The sequence below is a fragment of the Corynebacterium pygosceleis genome (assembly GCF_016595275.2).
Classification (GTDB): domain Bacteria; phylum Actinomycetota; class Actinomycetes; order Mycobacteriales; family Mycobacteriaceae; genus Corynebacterium; species Corynebacterium pygosceleis.
The window spans coordinates 70,729-88,061 of record NZ_JAENIQ020000004.1; the positions used below are offsets into that span (position 1 = coordinate 70,729).

General features: G+C 68.2%; 18 protein-coding genes. 10 read left to right on the top strand and 8 right to left on the bottom strand.

Features of this window, described 5'->3' with window-relative positions:
* Nucleotides 1-80: 80 nt before the first annotated feature.
* The 5 genes from thrE to otsB all read left to right on the top strand — a co-directional run bounded on the left by thrE (nucleotide 81) and on the right by otsB (nucleotide 4,901).
* A complete protein-coding gene (gene thrE, locus JIM94_RS08995) occupies nucleotides 81-1,658 on the top strand; it encodes a threonine/serine exporter ThrE (protein ID WP_200253461.1) in 1,578 nt (525 codons plus the stop codon).
* A gap of 100 nt (nucleotides 1,659-1,758) precedes the next feature.
* The gene (locus JIM94_RS09000) at nucleotides 1,759-2,139 is read left to right on the top strand and encodes a hypothetical protein (protein ID WP_200253463.1); all 381 of its coding nucleotides are present in this window, start codon (nucleotides 1,759-1,761) and stop codon (nucleotides 2,137-2,139) included.
* A 35-nt stretch (nucleotides 2,140-2,174) separates the two neighbouring features.
* Nucleotides 2,175-3,623, top strand: coding sequence for an alpha,alpha-trehalose-phosphate synthase (UDP-forming) (locus JIM94_RS09005; protein ID WP_200253671.1), 1,449 nt, complete (start codon nucleotides 2,175-2,177; stop codon nucleotides 3,621-3,623).
* Nucleotides 3,623-4,114, top strand: a complete 492-nt coding sequence (locus JIM94_RS09010; RefSeq protein WP_200253465.1) for a hypothetical protein — start codon at nucleotides 3,623-3,625, stop codon at nucleotides 4,112-4,114. The genes JIM94_RS09005 and JIM94_RS09010 overlap by 1 nt, the downstream gene beginning before the upstream one ends.
* A 25-nt stretch (nucleotides 4,115-4,139) precedes the next feature.
* Complete coding sequence (gene otsB / locus JIM94_RS09015) at nucleotides 4,140-4,901, top strand: trehalose-phosphatase (protein ID WP_200253467.1); 762 nt, start codon at nucleotides 4,140-4,142, stop codon at nucleotides 4,899-4,901.
* 11 nt (nucleotides 4,902-4,912) lie between these two features.
* On the opposite strand, the gene JIM94_RS09020 is transcribed toward otsB, so the two are convergent.
* Nucleotides 4,913-6,034 carry a LacI family DNA-binding transcriptional regulator gene (locus tag JIM94_RS09020; RefSeq protein WP_200253469.1) on the bottom strand — a complete coding sequence of 374 codons (1,122 nt, stop codon included), beginning with the start codon at nucleotides 6,032-6,034 and terminating at the stop codon, nucleotides 4,913-4,915.
* A gap of 114 nt (nucleotides 6,035-6,148) precedes the next feature.
* Here JIM94_RS09020 and JIM94_RS09025 point away from each other — a divergent pair, with 114 nt between their 5' ends.
* From JIM94_RS09025 to JIM94_RS09035, 3 genes are all read left to right on the top strand, one after another.
* On the top strand, nucleotides 6,149-7,237 hold the full coding sequence (locus JIM94_RS09025; protein ID WP_200253471.1) for a metal ABC transporter solute-binding protein, Zn/Mn family: 1,089 nt from the start codon (nucleotides 6,149-6,151) through the stop codon (nucleotides 7,235-7,237).
* Between the two features lie 119 nt (nucleotides 7,238-7,356).
* Nucleotides 7,357-8,058, top strand: coding sequence for a metal ABC transporter ATP-binding protein (locus JIM94_RS09030; protein WP_200253473.1), 702 nt, complete (start codon nucleotides 7,357-7,359; stop codon nucleotides 8,056-8,058).
* A gap of 48 nt (nucleotides 8,059-8,106) precedes the next feature.
* Entirely contained in the window at nucleotides 8,107-9,030 is a 924-nt protein-coding gene (locus tag JIM94_RS09035) for a metal ABC transporter permease (RefSeq protein WP_410170854.1), read from the top strand.
* Between the two features lie 84 nt (nucleotides 9,031-9,114).
* Here JIM94_RS09035 and rlmB read toward each other — a convergent pair whose 3' ends face one another.
* The 5 genes from rlmB to JIM94_RS09060 are packed head-to-tail and all read right to left on the bottom strand — an operon-like array spanning nucleotide 9,115 to nucleotide 13,371.
* Nucleotides 9,115-10,062: a 23S rRNA (guanosine(2251)-2'-O)-methyltransferase RlmB gene (rlmB, locus tag JIM94_RS09040; protein WP_200253477.1), complete on the bottom strand. Its 948-nt coding sequence runs from the start codon at nucleotides 10,060-10,062 to the stop codon at nucleotides 9,115-9,117.
* 15 nt (nucleotides 10,063-10,077) lie between these two features.
* Nucleotides 10,078-11,481: a cysteine--tRNA ligase gene (cysS, locus tag JIM94_RS09045; RefSeq protein WP_200253479.1), complete on the bottom strand. Its 1,404-nt coding sequence runs from the start codon at nucleotides 11,479-11,481 to the stop codon at nucleotides 10,078-10,080.
* Nucleotides 11,482-11,532: 51 nt separating this feature from the next.
* On the bottom strand, nucleotides 11,533-12,021 hold the full coding sequence (gene ispF, locus JIM94_RS09050) for a 2-C-methyl-D-erythritol 2,4-cyclodiphosphate synthase (RefSeq protein ID WP_200253481.1): 489 nt from the start codon (nucleotides 12,019-12,021) through the stop codon (nucleotides 11,533-11,535).
* Nucleotides 12,014-12,763, bottom strand: a complete 750-nt coding sequence (gene ispD / locus JIM94_RS09055) for a 2-C-methyl-D-erythritol 4-phosphate cytidylyltransferase (RefSeq protein ID WP_248086062.1) — start codon at nucleotides 12,761-12,763, stop codon at nucleotides 12,014-12,016. Before ispD ends, ispF begins: the two co-directional genes overlap by 8 nt.
* Before the next feature lie 11 nt (nucleotides 12,764-12,774).
* Entirely contained in the window at nucleotides 12,775-13,371 is a 597-nt protein-coding gene (locus JIM94_RS09060) for a CarD family transcriptional regulator (RefSeq protein ID WP_200253483.1), read from the bottom strand.
* A gap of 312 nt (nucleotides 13,372-13,683) precedes the next feature.
* Between JIM94_RS09060 and JIM94_RS09065 the strand changes: the two genes are divergently transcribed.
* Entirely contained in the window at nucleotides 13,684-14,259 is a 576-nt protein-coding gene (locus JIM94_RS09065) for a hypothetical protein (protein ID WP_200253485.1), read from the top strand.
* Nucleotides 14,260-14,425: 166 nt separating this feature from the next.
* Nucleotides 14,426-15,829: a DNA repair protein RadA gene (gene radA, locus JIM94_RS09070; RefSeq protein WP_200253487.1), complete on the top strand. Its 1,404-nt coding sequence runs from the start codon at nucleotides 14,426-14,428 to the stop codon at nucleotides 15,827-15,829.
* 10 nt (nucleotides 15,830-15,839) lie between these two features.
* Here radA and JIM94_RS09075 read toward each other — a convergent pair whose 3' ends face one another.
* Together JIM94_RS09075 and JIM94_RS09080 are read right to left on the bottom strand one after the other, a co-directional pair.
* A complete protein-coding gene (locus JIM94_RS09075; protein ID WP_200253489.1) occupies nucleotides 15,840-16,595 on the bottom strand; it encodes a hypothetical protein in 756 nt (251 codons plus the stop codon).
* A gap of 68 nt (nucleotides 16,596-16,663) precedes the next feature.
* Nucleotides 16,664-17,311, bottom strand: a complete 648-nt coding sequence (locus tag JIM94_RS09080; RefSeq protein ID WP_200253491.1) for a carbonic anhydrase — start codon at nucleotides 17,309-17,311, stop codon at nucleotides 16,664-16,666.
* Nucleotides 17,312-17,333: the final 22 nt, after the last annotated feature.

Below are 17,333 nucleotides of genomic sequence, written 5' to 3' on the forward strand. Positions count from 1 at the left end.
GGATGGACAGGGGTAAGCTGCTCCCGACGCGTGCGACCGCACGTTCTCAGCAGTCGTCTCCCGGAGGATCAGTAGCCGACGTGTCCGATATCTTGACCAGCCTGCGGCTGTTCAGGTCCCGCCAGGGTCGTTTCGCGACGATCGACGAGGCCAAGGCCGCTCCACCACCCTCACCCCTGGCGCCGATCGATCTCACCGATCCCGCCCAGGTCACCGGCGTCATGGATCTCGCCGCCCGGATCGGCGGCTATCTCCTGTACTCGGGGACCGGCAACCATGACACGCGGGTCCATGTCCACACCGTGTGCTCCGCGTACGGACTGCACTACGTGCACGTCGACATCACCTTCAACACGATCCAGCTGTTCACCCAGATCGGGACGACCAGCAAGATCCCGATCACGGTGTTCCGCGTCGTGCCCAAACTGGACCTCGACTTCTCCAAGCTCGCCGAGGTCGACCGTCTGATCCGGTCGATCCAGGCGGGTGCGACACCGCCCAACGTGGCGGAGCAGATCCTGAACGATCTGACGTCGATGCCCCCGCCGTACGGGTTCCGCACCGCGATCTTCGGGTGGGCGGGACTCGCGGCCGCCGTCGCCGTGCTGCTCGGCGGCGGGTGGCTGGTCTCCGTCATCTCGTTCCTCACCGCGCTGGTGATCATGGCCGGTCACATCTGGCTGGAACGGAAGGGACTTCCGGAGTTCTACCGGAACATGTACGGCGGTTTCGTCGCGACGCTACCTGCCGCGATGACCTACAACTGGGCTCTGGAGAACGGAATCAATCTCGCGCCGGGACAGATCATCGCGTCGGGGATCATCGTGCTGCTCGCGGGTCTGACGCTGGTTCAGGCCATCCAGGACGGGATCACCGGCGCCCCGGTGACGGCATCGGCCCGGTTCTTCCAGACCATCATGCTCACCGGCGGGATCATCGCGGGTGTCGCCATCGGCATCCAGGCGTCGACGGCGCTGGGTGTCACGTTGCCGCCGCTGGAGGCGACGGCACCGGTCAACTTCGCCTCCACCTCCGCGAAGGTCCTGGCGGGCGCCGCCGCATCGGCGGCGTTCGCGGTCGCTGCGTTCGCGGAGTGGCCGTCGGTGTGGATCTCGGGGCTGACGTCCCTGGCTGGGTCCGCGTGCTACTACTTCGTGCTCATTCCCCTCGGCATGAGTCCCGTCGTCGGACTGGGCATCACCGCCACGATCATCGGTCTCGCCGGAGGTCTGCTCGCCCGGCGTTTCCTCATTCCGCCACTGATCACGGCGGTCGCGGGCATCACCCCCCTACTGCCGGGCCTGACGATCTACCGGGGCATGTACACCCTGCTCAACGAGCAGCTGGTCCAGGGGTTCGGGAACATGGCGCTGGCCCTGGCCATCGGGTCCTCCCTGGCCGCCGGAGTGGTGCTGGGCGAGTGGGTCGCGCGGAAACTGCGCCGTCCGCCGCCGCTGAACCGGTACACCAGTTTCGCCCGGCGCCGGGCCTCCTCCTTCCGGCACTCCCGCCCGGTGGCGCGGGTCGCACGGCGTACCGGATCCGCCGTCACGCGCCACCAGAACAAGGCACGGAACGCGGTGCGAAACGCGAAGAACAGGAATCCGGGTGCCTCCGCCGGGCCGGAGGCTCCGGCGACTCCGGAGCGGCAGAGCTGAGGGAACCGGTTCCCACCGGGTCCGGCATGTTCGTGGCGGTGACGTGGCGTAGGATGATCGGTGCGCAGCCCAGCCCCAGCCGACGATTCCAGGAGGATCAGTGCCGCCCAAGGTCACAGACACCCGCACCACCAACGCCGAGTCGCTGCACACCGTGGAGGAGAACACCGCGAAGGCGGCCCGCCGGATAGTCGCGACCTACTCCACCGATTTCTTCGACTGTGTCACGCTCGCGTCGATGCTCGGAGTCGCGCCCGAGGGCCTGAACTACCGCAAGATCGCCGCTGAGCACGCGGAGGCGGCGGAGGCGGAGTCCGCCAAGGGGCGTAAGGGCACCAGAAAGACGACGAAGAAGACCACGAAGAAGACCACCGCCAAGAAGACCACGGCGAAGAAGACCACCAAGAAAACCACGAAGAAGACCACCGCCAAGAAGACCGCGGCGAAGAAGACGACCAAGAAAACCACGAAGAAGGCCTGACGGTGAGCGTCGTGCCACGGTCGGCTCAGACACCGGTGACGGGCGGCAACGACTTCGTCGTCGTGGCGAACAGGTTGCCCGTCGACGTCACCGTCAATCCGGACGGAACCCGGAGTTTCACCCCGAGTCCGGGCGGGCTCGTCACCGCGCTCAGTCCGGTCCTGGAACGGAACGCCGGTTGCTGGGTCGGCTGGCCCGGAACCGTCGACGGCGGCATGGACCCCTTCCGCACGGATTCCGGGATACTCCTGCATCCCGTGACGCTGACCGCCACGGACTACGAGGAGTTCTACGAAGGTTTCTCCAACGCCACGCTCTGGCCGCTCTACCACGATCTCATCGTTCCCCCCACCTACGACCGCTCCTGGTGGGAGACCTACCGCGAGGTCAACTACACCTTCGCCCGTGAGGTCGCCTCCGTGGCCGCCGAAGGTGCGACGGTGTGGGTGCAGGACTACCAGCTCCAGCTCGTCCCCGGCATTCTCCGGCAGCTGCGCCCGGATCTGACGATCGGTTTCTTCCTGCACATCCCGTTCCCCCCTGCGGAGCTGTTCCGCCAGCTGCCCTGGCGCGAGGAGATCGTCCGTGGACTGCTGGGGGCCGACGTCATCGGTTTCCACCTGCCCGAGAACGCAGACAATTTCCTCACCCTGGCCCGCTCCGTCGCCGGCACCACCGGTTCACACACCGGCCAGCCGGACACCCTCACGGTGGAGGGCCGTGCCTCGGTGAGGCGGGTCTCCGCGCACATCACCGCACCCGACGGGCGTCGCGTGGGTGTCGCCGCGTTCCCCATCTCGATCGACACCGCCGCCGTGGTCGACACCGCCGGTCGGGTCGACGCCGCCGACATCCGGCGGCGCCTCGGGGACCCCGTGACGATGATCCTCGGTGTGGATCGACTCGACTACACGAAGGGCATCCTGCAACGGCTGACCGCCTACGAGGAACTGCTGGAGTCCGGTGCCCTCGATCCACGTACCTCGGTGCTGTTGCAGATCGCCACCCCGTCACGGGAAAGGCTGGAACACTACCGGCGCACCCGGGCGCGCGTGGAGGAGGCCGTCGGCCGGATCAACGGACGCTTCGCGGAGGTCGGACGCCCCGTCGTCCACTACCTGCACCGTTCCCTGGACAAACGGCAGCTCTTCGGCTGCTATGTCGCGGCGGATGTCATGCTCGTGACTCCGTTCAAGGACGGGATGAACCTCGTCGCCAAGGAATACGTGGCCTGCCACGGTGACGGCACCGGTGCACTGGTGCTCAGTGAGTTCGCCGGCTCCGCCACCGAACTCAACCGGGCCTTCCTCTGCAACCCGCACGACGGGGATTCGGTGAAACGCCAGCTGATGACGGCGGTCACCATGCTGAGTGACGGTCCGGACGATGCCCGGGAGCGGATGCTCTCCATGTACCGCCAGGTCGTCGACCACGATGTCGATCTGTGGGCCCGTTCCTTCCTCGACGCACTGAGGGAGCACTGATGGGCACACGTTTCCGCGCACCGGCGGCGGCCACCGCCCTCGCGGCGATCCTCCTCACCGGGTGCACCCAGGGCCAGGCTCCGGTGGTTTCCTCGAACTGGCAGGTCACCAACGTCTACACCGATGCGGAGCACCCGAGTGTCCTGCCCGACGGTCTCGCCGGGCGCACACATCTCGCGTTCGGCGACAGCACCGTCGCCGGGGACACGGGCTGCTCCCCGTTCACCGGTGCCGTGGACTTCCTGGACGGCAACGGTGAGCGGGTCGCCGCGACGGACACCACCGCCGCCACGTTCGTGTTCCGGGATCTGACGGTCCGGGGAGACGGCGGCTGCGAAGGTGCCGAGCTGTACTTCCACGATGCCCTCCTGGAGATTCTGCGCGCCGGTGAACTCCGCGTCTCCCGGCCCCAGGACGGTGAACTCCTGCTCACCGATGCCACGGACACCGGCGTCGACAAGCGGGGGCTGCGCCTGACCACCTCGAGCTGAGCGGTCCGACGTACCATCGGAAGGCATGGACGACACCAGCCTCGACAGTATCCTCGACTCACTCTCCCGAGTTCCCCGACTTCTCGTCATCTCCGACTTCGACGGCACCATCGCAGAGCTCCAGGATGATCCGGAGACCGTGCCCGTCAACAGGGACTCCGTCACCGCGCTCGAGACTCTGGGGGGCCTCCCGGACACCGGAGCCGTGATTCTCTCCGGTCGTGATCTGGCCACTCTCCGCCGCCTGGCCGGAGCCGGCGCGGCCGTCGACCTCGTCGGCAGTCACGGAGCGGAGAGCACCGGTGACACGGTCGCCCCGACCGTCGAACAACGGCGCCGCCTCGATGCGGTGACGGAGCTGCTCGAACCACTGGTCGACGGGTGCCCCGGTGCGGCCGTGGAGGTGAAGCCCCTCCACCGCGTGCTGCACACGAGAAGGGTCCCGGACCGGGAGGCGGGCGAACGGCTGCTCCGCCGCGCCGTGGAACTGTGCCCCGAGGGGCTGCACGTGTCCACGGGCAAATGCATCGTCGAGTTCTCCGCGGTCTCCGTCGACAAGGGAACCTGGATCAGCGGCGCGAGGGAACGGGGCGGGTGGGACGCGATCGTGTTCCTCGGTGACGATGTCACCGACGAGAACGGTTTCGGGGTTCTGGGCGACGGTGATCTGGGGATCAAGGTCGGCGACGGCCCGACGGCCGCCGGGCACCGGGTCGCCGACACCGACGGGGTGTGCGCCGTACTCGGGCGCCTCGCGGAGGCCCGCTCCGCGTACCTCGACCGCTGAGCGCCTCCGCGTCAGCGACCGTCGGGGGGAGCGGTGACGGTCCCGCCCGGGCGGAGTTCCGTGTCGAGGAGCTCGCGGAGGGGTTCCACCGGAGGGGCCCCCTCGTCCGAGAGACGCTCCTCGATGAGCCGGAAGAGCATTCGTCCGGCGGCCGCCCCCTTCTCCCGGTTCGGTTGGATCACGGTGGTCAGATCCCTGGCCACGGCGGTGACGATGCCGTCGAATCCCGTGACCGACAGCTGATCCGGGACGGAGATCCCGCGCGCGGCACAGTAGTCGAGGACACCGAGTGCCATGGAGTCCGTCGTGCAGAGCACCGCGGTGAGATCCGGATGCCCCTCCAGAAGTTCCCGGGCGGCGTCGACGTTGTTGGCACGGTCGTTGATGTGACGCTCGATGACAGGGACGGTGCCCGGGTCAATTCCGGCGGAGGAGAAGACGTCGAGGGCTCCGAGCACCCGGGAACGCTGCACATGCAGACCGGCGGTCCGCAGACGTCCGGGGGACACCGGCCCGTCGTTCTTGCGGCGGTCCAGCCGGATGGACAGGATCCCCACCCTGCGGTGGCCTGCGTCGATGAGGGCGCGTGCGGCGGGGGCGATCGCCGCGCGATCGTCGATCCCGACGAACGGGAGACCCAGTTCATCGGCCGGCTGGTCGCAGATGACCAGGGGGAGACGGCGGTTCCGCGCGGCCTGGAGGTAGGGGTCGTCGGCGGCGACGGAGTAGACGACGAAGCCGTCTATCACGGGTTGATTGACCAGTTGGGCGGCGGCGGTGACGTCGACGGAACTGTCCGGACCGACCGGGACCAGGGTGAGACAGGTGTTGCCGCCGTAGGAGGCCTCCGCCATCCCGGCGAGAAAATCGACCGAGGCGAGGTCCTCGAACGCGTAGGTCAGGTGCTCGGTCAGGAGCACACCGATGGCCCCGGCGCGGCGCGTCCGCAGTGACCGGGCCGTGGGGTGCGGTCCCGGGTAGCCGCGCTGTTCCGCGGTGGCGAGGATCTTCTCCCGCAGGGCTGCGGACAACTGTTCCGGGCGGTTGTAGGCGTTGGAGACGGTTGTTCTCGACACTCCGAGTTCGGCGGCCAGAGACGCGAGCGTACCGCGCTGCCGATTACGTTTTGCCATGTAGAAAACCTAGCATTCCCGGTTCCACGGTGTCCGACGTGCGCCCCGCACCGACAACTCATTCAGACAAAGATAAACTTGACAAAGGTTATCATTTGGCTGAAACTGGGTTTCATGATCAACAGTAGTCTCCGTCCCCTCCTCCGCAATCTCCGGAACCACCCCGCCCGGACCGCGGGTGCGACACTCTTCGCCACCGGCATGGTCATGGCCACCGCCGGTTGCGCTCCGGGGAACGAGAACCCCTCCCCCGAACCGGCGGCACCGGCAGAGAAGTCCGGCGAAACCACGGCCGCAGACAGCGGCGACAAGCTCAGCATCGTGACCTCGACCCAGGTGTGGTCCGACGTCGCCGGCATGGTCGTCTCGGACCAGGACGCCGACATCCGGGCCATCATCGTCGGCGACGCCGCCGACCCCCACTCCTTCGAGCCGACCGCAGCCGACATGGCGCTGGCCAAGAAAGCCGACCTGATCGTCGTCGGTGGTGGCGGATACGACTCCTGGCTGTACCGCAACATGGACGAATCAATCATCGTCCACGCACTCCCCCTCACGGTGCACGACCACGGGCACGACCATGAGCACGGTGACGAGCACGGACACGACCACGACCACGGTGACGAGCACGATCACGACCATGAGCACGGGCACGACCACGGTGACGAGCATGATCACGGGCACGGCGAACTCGTGAACGAGCACATCTGGTACGACCCGCACGCCGTCGAGGAGGTCGGCACCGAACTCGCCGAGCGGGTCTCCGCACTGCGCCCCGATGCGAAGGTCGACACCGGCAGACTCAAGGAGAAGCTCTCCGCACTCGAGAGCGAGATGGACTCCATCCCGGCGGTTCGTGTCGCCCAGACCGAACCCATCGCGGACTACATCGTGGAGCACTCCCCCCTGACCGAGGCCACCCCCGAGGGCTACCGGACCGCCACGCTCAAGGAATCCGAGCCCTCCGCCGCCGACTACGCCGCATTCACCGAATCCCTGAAGAAGGGCGAGATCGACGTCCTGGTGTTCAACCCGCAGACCGCCACCGACGCGACCGAACGCCTCCGCGACGAGGCACTCGGCCTCGGCATCCCCGTGGTCGAGGTCTTCGAGACCCCGTCCCGCACGGAGAACTTCTTCGACTTCTTCAACGGTGCGGTCGAACGTCTCAAGGCCGGTGCCCAGCAGGTCAAGAAGAACTGATCCGGTTCCGGCACCCGCCGTTCCCCCTGTAGCCTTCCGTACGGAGCCCTCTTCCGCACGGAAGGCTCAACTGTTGTCCGGGTCCCCGTCCCGGCCTCCGACCAGAAAGAACCACGATCATGGTCCTCACGTTCACCGATGCAGCCGTCGATCCCCTTTTCACGGGGTTGGACATGACGGTCGAACCCGGCGAGTTCCTGGCGGTCCTGGGTCCCAACGGTGCCGGGAAATCGACCCTCCTGCACACCGTCACCGGAACCCGCGGGCTCACCCACGGCAGGGTCACCGTGAACGCGCGCACCGGATTCATCCCCCAGCAGAGGATGTTCTCCCCGGATCTGCCGCTCCGCGCCCGGGACCTGGTGAACCTCTCGGCGGCACACGGCGTGTTCCGGAACCGGCGGGCCCGGCGCGGCGTCGTCGATGAACTGCTCGCCGAGGTGGGGGCCACCGGTATCGCGGACCGACGTGTGGGCAGCCTGTCCGGTGGCCAGCAGCAGCTGGTGCGCCAGGCGCAGGCACTGGCCGATGATCCCGAACTGCTGCTCTGCGACGAACCCCTGCTCTCCCTCGACATGGGTGTGCAGCGTCGTACCGTGGAACTCATCGACCGTCGACGTCGGGAGGCCGGGACGGCGGTCGTTTTCGTGACCCACTCCATCAACCCTGTCCTGCGGGTCGTCGACAGGGTGCTCTATCTCGGCCCGTACGGACACGTCCTCGGTGACGTGTCCGAGGTGATGCGCTCCGAGACGCTCTCCGAACTCTACGGCACCCGTGTGGAGGTCGCGGAGGTCAACGGTCGTCTCATCGTCATCTGACCGGTCCCCGCCGATCCGCCCCACCGACCCCGAGGAACAACCATGGACATGACCCAGTTCATCACCGACACCCGCTACCTGCTCGGCGTCGACTTCGTGCGCGCCTCCCTGATCGCCGCGGGACTTCTCGGGATCCTGTCGGGCGTCATGGCTCCGCTGATCGTGCTGCGCCGGATGTCCTTCGCGGTGCACGGGACGAGTGAGCTGGCCCTGATGGGTGCCTCGGCGGCGCTCCTGCTGAGCGTGAACGTCGGGGTCGGCGCCGTCGTGGGGTCCATCGTGGCCGCGATCGTCCTCGCGCTGCTGGGTATGCGTCAGCAGGATACGGCGGTCGGTGTCGTCCTGAGCTTCGGCATGGGACTGTCGGTGCTGTTCATCCATCTGTACCCGGGGCGGTCATCCAATGCCTTCGCCCTGCTCACCGGCCAGATCGTCGGTGTCCAGTCCGGTTCCGTGTGGCTTCTCGCCGGGATCACGGCCCTGGTCGTGGGATGTGTGCTCGTGTTCTGGCGACCGATCCTGTTCGCCTCCGCCGATCCGCAGATGGCGGCGGCCGCAGGCGTCAACGTCCATCTCGTCGCGGTCGGGTTCGCGGTCCTCGTCGGACTGTCGGCCGCAGAGGGTGTCCAGATCGTCGGTGCGCTGCTGGTGATCTCCCTGTTGATCACGCCGGGGGCGGCGGCCGCGCACGTGACCTCCAGCCCGGTGCGTGCGGTCGTGCTGTCGACGGTGTTCGCCGAGGTCGCCGCACTCGGTGGTTTCGTCATCTCCCTCGCCCCCGGACTACCGGTGAGCGTGTTCGTCACCACCATCTCGTTCGTCATCTACCTCGTCTGCCGGCTCATCGGGTACCTCCGGGGGAGGACCGCACAGCGGGACGAGGACGCCCACCGCCGCCGTACCCGGAACGGTCGACCGACACCCGCCGATCACGCCGTCGATGTTCCCCCGCCGACGGAGCCGACGGCGTAGCGGTGCAGGAACACACGGACGAGGGGAGCGGCCCACCGTTCGACCGGTGAAGCCGCTCCCCTCGTCCGTGCGCCGTCGGGCGGATCAGCTCAGCTGCGCACGGCGCTGACGGGCGAACTCGCTGAGCACGACGCCCGCGGCGACGGACGCGTTGAGTGATTCCACCCAGTCCGCCATCGGGACGGACAGGGTGACGTCGCAGGTCTCGCCGACGAGTCGGGAGATGCCCTTGCCCTCACTGCCGACGACGAGGACCGTGGGGCCGGTGCCGTCGTAGGTGTCGAGGGTGTGACCGCCGCCCGCGTCGAGACCGACGACCTCGTAACCGGCCTTCTGGAACTGCTTGAGTGTCCGGGTCAGGTTGGTGGCCTTCGCGACCGGGAGCCGGGCCGCGGTACCCGCGGAGGTACGCCAGGCGACGGCCGTGACCGATGCGGAGCGACGCTCGGGGATGACGACGCCGTGGCCACCGAACGCGGCGACGGAGCGGATGACCGCACCGAGGTTGCGGGGATCGGTGACGTTGTCGAGACAGACGATCAGACCGGACTCGCCGCGCTCGTTGACCTGGTCGATGAGGTCCTCGACCGCCGAATAGCGGAACGGCGGCATCTGCAGGCCGATGCCCTGGTGCATGCCGTTTCCGGTCATCCGGTCCAGATCGGTGCGCGGTACCTCGATGATGGAGATTCCACGGTGACCGGCGAGCTGCACGGCCTCCGTCAGGCGCTCGTCGCTCTCGGTACCGAGGGCGACGTAGAGGGCGTTGGCCGGGGCCTTGGCACGCAGGCACTCGACGACGGGGTTACGCCCCACGACGAGTTCGGTGGTCTCCTCCTTGACGTGACGGCCGCGCGCGCGACGCTCCGCCTCCTTCTTCCGCTTGTGCGCGGCGTGGTAGGTGCGGTCCTCTGCCTTCGGGGTGGGACCTTTTCCGCGCAGACCGCGACGGCGCTGGCCACCGGATCCTACCTGGGCGGTTTTCTTGTCGGTTTTGCGCACCGCTCCGGTGCGTTTGGAATTTCCAGCCATGGTGCTTCAGGGGCCTTACTTGTCGTCGGTGGTGGTGCGCAACGACCACTGTGGGCCGTCGGCGGTGTCGGTGATCTCGATGCCCGCCGCCGCCAGGCGGTCGCGCACCTCATCTGCTGTAGCCCAGTCCTTCGCCGCGCGGGCGGCGGTACGACGGTCCAGTTCAGCCCGGATCAGGGTGTCCAGGGCCGCGCCCGCCGTGTCGTCGGTGCCACCGGAGCTGTTCCGGGAGGCGGTCCAGGTGTCGGACTGGGGGTCGACACCGAGGACGGCCATCATCGCACGGATCTGACCCGCGAGGCGAACCGCTTCATCCCGGTCCCCCGCGGCGAGGGCGGTGTTTCCGGCGCGGACCGCGTTGTGGACCTCGGCCAGCGCCGCCGGAACCCCGAGATCGTCGTCCATCGCGGCGGCGAAGCGATCGGTCCACGTGGTGCGTTCCACGGGGCCGACGCGGTCCAGGAACGCCTCGATGCGGCGGTACCCGGTGGCGGCGTCGGCGAGGGTCTGCTCGGAGTACTCGAGCATGGACCGGTAGTGGGCGCTGCCGAGGTAGTAACGGAGCTCGACCGGCCGTACGAGGGTGAGGACGTGCGGAACGGAGAGCACGTTGCCGAGGGACTTGCTCATCTTCTCCCCCGCCATGGTCACCCAGCCGTTGTGCATCCAGTATCGGGCGAATCCGTCCCCGGCGGCGGTGGCCTGCGCGGCCTCGTTCTCGTGGTGCGGGAACTTCAGGTCCAGCCCGCCTCCGTGGATGTCGAACTCCCCGCCGAGGTACTTGGTGGCCATCGCCGAGCACTCGAGGTGCCAGCCGGGACGGCCGTCACCCCACGGGGTCGGCCAGGACGGCTCGCCGGGTTTCGCGGCCTTCCACATGGTGAAGTCGCGCGGGTCCCGTTTGCCGGTGCCCGCCGATTCACCCTGGTCGAGTTCGTCGAGGCGCTGCCCGGAGATCCTTCCGTAGCCCTCGATGGTGGTCGGTGAGCAGTAGACGTTGCCGTCCGCGGCGTAACCGTGACCGGCGTCGATGATCCGCTGCATGTACCCGATCATCTCGGTGATGTGGCCGGTGGCCCGGGGCTCGAGGGACGGGGGCCGCACTCCGAGCTGGTCGTAGGCCCAGGTGAAGGCGCGCTCGTGGGTGGCGGCCCACTCCCACCAGGGGCGCCCCGCCTCGGCGGCCTTGGTGATGATCTTGTCGTCGATGTCGGTGACGTTGCGCAGGAACGCCACGTCGAGTCCCTTCGCCTCGAGCCAGTTGCGGAGGATGTCGAACGCGACCCCGCTGCGGACGTGGCCGATGTGCGGAACCGACTGGACCGTCGCACCACACAGGTACACCGAGGCGTGCCCGGGGCGCAGGGGCACGAAGTCGCGGAGGGTACGGGTCGCTGAGTCATAGATTCGCAGAGTCACGACACCCATCCTATCCGCCGTACCCCCGGTTCCGGGCGGCGGGAGGACCGGTCAGACCGCGGGGTACACCAGCGCGGTGGCGACGGCGGCACGCCCCTCGCCGCGTCCGGTGAAGCCCATGTGGTCGGTCGTGGTCGCGGAGATGTTGACCGGGGCCCCGAGAATCCCGGCGACGGTGTCCTGCGCCTCGACCCGGCGCGGCCCCATCTTCGGGGTGTTGCCGATCAGCTGCACGGCGGCGTTTCCGATCGCCCAGCCGTTGGCATCGAGGAGTTCACGTGCCTCACGGAGCAGACGCGCACCGGAGACCCCGTCGTATTCGGCGCGCCCCACACCGACGAAGGAACCGAGGTCACCGAGTGACGCCGCGGACAGCAGCGCGTCGACGAGCGCGTGGGCGACGACGTCACCGTCGGAGTGCCCCTCGCAACCGTCCGCCCCCTCGAAGTGCAGGCAGGCGATCCAGCACTCTTTACCTGCCTCGATCTGGTGGGCGTCGGTGCCGATGCCGACGCGCGGGATGACGGGTCTCTCAGTCACCGGGTACCTCGAAGATGGTGGGTTCGGCCTCGTCGGTGATGTGCCGGGCGAGGATCATGTCCATGGGGGTGGTCACCTTCAGCGCCATCGGGTCCCCTTTCACGCAGGTGACGGTGTGCCCGGCCCATTCCATGAGCGAGGCGTCGTCGGTGGCGGTGAAACCGGGGTCCCCGGCACTGAAGTAGGCGATGTTCGCGGCGCGCAGTGCCGCGAGATCGAAGGCCTGCGGGGTCTGGACGGCGCGGAGGTCGGAGCGGGGTGGGGTGTCGACGACACGGTCTCCGTCGACGACCTTGATGGTGTCGGTCACCGGCAGCACGGGGATCACCGCGTCCTCGCCGGACCTGACACGGCGGACGACCCGGGCGATGAGCCCGGGCGGGGTGAGCGCGCGGGCGGCATCGTGGATGACGACGACCCCGTCGTCCGCGTCGATGGACCGCAGCCCGGCCCAGACGGAGTCGGCGCGCTCCCCGCCACCGTGGACCAGCCGGACGGGCAGCATCGGGTCGTCGAGGAGTCCGGCGCGGTCGAGGATGGTTCGGGCGTAGTCCGCCATGTCCGGGCTGACGAGGACGATCACTTCATCGATGACACCGGAGGTGGCCATCGCCCGGACGCTGCGCTCGACGAGGGTCATGCCGCGCAGCGGCACGAACGCCTTCGGTACCGGGGCCCCCAGCCTGGTACCCCGGCCGGCTGCGGCGAGGAGCGCCGTCACCCGCCGGTCATCGGAGGACACTGACACTGGGGTCAGTCGTCGGAGTCGAGATCGATGTCGTCGAGGTTGACGTCCGGGACGTCTCCGCCGCCCTTCTTCGTGGCGGTGGCGTCATCATCGCCGGGGCCCGCCGCCCGGTGGCGTTCGATGGTCGCGTCCATCTGCGCCTGAAGATCATCGGCCTTGGCCTCATCGACGCCGTCCGCGAGCGCGAGCTCACCGACGAGCACCTGACGGGCCTTGGCGAGCATCCGCTTCTCCCCCGCCGACAGACCACGGTCCTGGTCACGGCGCCACAGGTCACGGACGACCTCGGCGACCTTGTTCACGTCACCGGAGGCCAGACGCTCCTGGTTCGCCTTGTACCGGCGGGACCAGTTGCCCGCCTCCTCGACATCGGTTTCACGCAGCACGCCGAAGACCTTCTGGAGGCCTTCCTCGCCGACGACGTCACGGACACCGACGAGTTCGGCGTTCTTCGTGGGGACCTTGACGGTCAGGTCCGACTGGTGGATCTGCAGGACCAGATAGTCGAGCACCTCGCCACCGATCTCCCGGCTCTCGATCGCCTCGATCACGGCCGCGCCGTGATGCGGATAGACGACGGTGTCCCCGACCTTGAAATCCATGCCCACTTGGTGCACCTTCCTGCGCCCACCGGCGCCACGGTGAATCTTCACTGTTGCGGGGCTGATTCTATCACGCCCGCAACCAGCCGTTTTGCCCCACGGTCCGGAGCGGTGACGTGCACGGACCCGCCGGGGAGATCCACACGTGGCCCGCGCGGAGGCCGCGGGGATGACAGTTGACGCAATCAAATGATTGCCCCCGCCCTCCCCCTCCACCGATCGTCGGAACTGTGTGGAGAGTCTGAACAGGAGCTAGAGTAAGGGCAACAACTGCCTTACCCGAAAGCCTTCCGATGGAGGACACTGAAAGTGATGACCACCAAGACCGTGAAAGGCGCGGCAGCGGCCCTCGTCTCCGTTGCGGCAGCCCTGACCTTGAGCGCGTGCAGCTCCGGACAGATCTCCCAGACAGCGAGCCAGGTCGCCGCGGTCGACGGTGCCCGCGCCGAGACCCCGGACGGCAAGGTGGCCGTCCGGGACGTCACGGTGGAGGTCAACGGCACATCAACCGCCTCACTCCGCTTCACCCTGGTGAACCAGGACACCGACATGACCGTCCACGCACTGAAGAGCGCGACCGTCGACGGCGAGAAGGTGACGCTGCGGGGCGAGACGGAGCTCGGCCGCGACTGCTCCATCGTCGCGGGTTCCAGGGAGCACCTGGACTCACTCCCGGAGGTCGGTGACGGTATCTGCATCAGCCATCTGGTCACCGGCGTCCGGGACAAGGGCTTCCCCCCGGGCGGCAACGCCGACATCGTGTTCACCTTCGACAACGGTGAAACCATCGACGTGAGCGCGACGATCGCCGCCCCCACCCTCGCCCCCGCCGACATCGACCGCACCGAGCAGGGCGGCGACGGACACGGTGAGAGCTCCGGACACTGACGGAAAGCCCCACCCCGAACCGGCCCCTCCCCCGTGGGAGAGGGCCGGTTTTTCGTCTCTCCCCCCGGAGACCGGGCGCAGAGGTGCCGTCACACCACCCGACGGTGATGACCGTATCCGAACACCTTTTCGCATCCGCGTCGTGTCCGCGCGTTAGGGTGTTCCCATGGCGAAGAGACAGCGCAGCGTGCACACCTGTTCAGAGTGCGGCTACAGCACACCGAAGTGGCTGGGACGCTGTCCCGACTGTGGTGGATGGGGCACACTCACGGAGTCCCGCGCCGCGACGGGCGGGGGTTCGGGTGCGGCGGCTGCCGCGGTCGGGGGGAGCCCTCCGGTCGGGCTGACCCCGACGTCCCCCGCCGTGCCGATCAGCCGGATCGATCCGGCGTCCGCGACGACGGTGTCCACGGGCATCGGTGAGCTCGACCGGGTTCTCGGCGACGGCATCGTCCCCGGTTCGGTGGTGCTCCTCGCCGGGGAACCGGGCGTGGGTAAGTCGACTCTCCTGCTCGAGGTCGCCGCCCGGTGGGCGGCGCAGCCCTCCACCACCCCGACCGGCACCCGCACGGCCCTCTACATCACGGCCGAGGAATCTGCGGGGCAGGTGCGGATGCGCGCCCAGCGCACCGGGGGACTCCAACCCACGCTCTATCTCGCGGCGGAATCCGACCTCGATGTCGTGTTCGGACACGTCGAGCAGCTGAAACCGAGTCTTCTGATCGTGGATTCCGTGCAGACCATGCACATCAGCGGGGTCGAGGGGGTGTCCGGCGGTGTGGCGCAGTCCCGGGCGACCACCGCCGCGCTCACCACGCTGGCGAAGACCTCTGGGATCCCGGTCCTGCTCGTCGGGCACGTGACCAAGGACGGGTCCGTCGCGGGCCCCCGGGTACTCGAGCACCTCGTTGACGTGGTCCTCACCTTCGAGGGGGACCGTCACTCCTCACTGCGGATGTTGCGCGGAATCAAGAACCGGTTCGGCGCGACCGACGAGGTGGGGTGTTTCGAGCAGACCGGTGACGGGATCCGGGAGGTCGCGGACCCCTCCGGGTTGTTCCTCTCCCACCGGGACTCCACACCGGACGGCACTGCGGTGACCGTGGCGATGGACGGGGTGCGCCCGATTCTCGCGGAGGTGCAGTCGCTCCTGGTCCCCACCCAGTCGAAGAATCCACGGCGGGCGGTCACGGGTCTCGACGCGACCCGGGTACCGATGGTGCTGGCGGTGTTGTCCGCGCGGGCGGGCAGGCAGTCCTTCGACAGGGAGGTCTACATCGCGACGGTCGGAGGGGTGAAGGTCGGGGAGCCCGCGGCGGATCTCGCCGTCGCGTTGGCCACCGTCTCAGCGATGGACGGCCGTCCGATAGCGCCGAAGACGGTGGTCCTCGGGGAGGTGGGGTTGGCGGGCGAGATCAGGCGGGTGCCCGATCTCCGGCGGCGTCTGCAGGAGGCGGCACGCCTGGGCTACGTGTCCGCGATCGTGCCGGCCGGCGAGCCGTTGGAGGTGCCGGGGATGCGGATCAGACGCGTCTCGACCATCGGTGAGGCGATCGCGGCCCTCGGATGAGGACGCCGGGTCACATCAGGTTGAACGGGTGCGCGTCCGAGTGGTTGCCACCGACGAGAGTGTGCAGGTAGTAGCCACCGGCGGGGACCTGTGTGCGGTCGCCGCAGCTGCCCGGAGCGGAGTTCGTCCGTGACCAGATCGCCTCGTAGTAGCGTTCCTCCCCGGCCGGGAACGTCCGCTCGGTGACATCGACGGCGGGGTTGCAGTCCACGTCGGACCAGACACGCCGGTTCGTCGCGAGGTCGTAGACCTCGAAACGGAGAACGTCCTCGCCGAGGTCGATCACGCAGTCCGCGGCGGTCGGGTTCTTCACCGTCATGTAGAAACTGGGCTGGACGTCAGGTCCGTAGGCGGCCTGGTCCGAGGTCGCGCTGACGATCAGGTCACCGAGTTCGCAGGTCTTCTTCGCCTCGGGGGCGGGCTGTTCCGTCGTCGACGACGCGGAGACTCCGGAGGTCCCGGTCTCGGCGTAGGGCTTCTCGCTCCCGGTCTCGTCGGTGGGACGCTCGCCCGTGACCCCGGTCCCCCGCCCATCGTCCGGCTCCGTGGTGGACGTCGTCGAGGTCCGTGACGTGGACGGGGTCGGTTCCACCCGGGTCGTGTCCGCGGTGCCCTCGGCCGCGGTCGGTTGCGGATCATCTCCACCCCCGACGAGGGCGGAGAGCAGCCACACGACCAGAAGACAGACGAGGAGCAGCACGACGATCGCCGCCACCCGGCGACGGATGTAGATCTCTCTGGGGAGTCGACCGTTTCTGTTGTCCACGGATCCGAGTCTAGGCGGATCCGTGGACGGACATGCGTCAACCCTGCGGCGTGTCCCCACTTGTTTTGTCAGTCGTCGTTGACCCCGATGGTGACGACGGGCTCCGCCATTCCGTCGGACAGGCGGTAGCGGACCCCGACGATGCCGCAGGTCCCCTTGGACACCCGGGCCTTGATCTCCGGCGAGCGGGACAGCACCTGGTCGACGGTCTCGGCGACATGGTGCGCCTCGAATTCCTCGATCGTACGACGGCCGGCGGCGCGGGCGTCGAGGATCGAGGGACTGACCTTCTCGATGAGCACACGCTGGAATCCACCGGGGATCTCGTGGCCGTCCAGTGCCCGCATCGTGGCCCCCACCGCGCCACAGGACTCGTGCCCGAGAACCACGACGAGCGGGACATGGAGGGACTCCACCGCATACTCCAGGGACCCGAGGACGGCGAGGTCGATGATCTCCCCCGCCGTGCGGATCACGAAGACGTCCCCCAGCCCCTGATCGAAGATGAGTTCCACGGGAACCCGGGAATCGGAGCAGGCGAGAACTACCGCCAGTGGTTCCTGCCCCTGGGTCAGCTGACTGCGGCGCAGCGCATCCTGGTTCGGGCGTTCCACCGAGAAGTTCATGAAACGACGGTTCCCCTCGATCAACGCGGCCCACACGGCCTTCGGATTTCGGGGGGTCCGGTTCGCATCCGGTGAAAGGGTGTTCGTCATGACTCAATTGTGCACCGTCGAC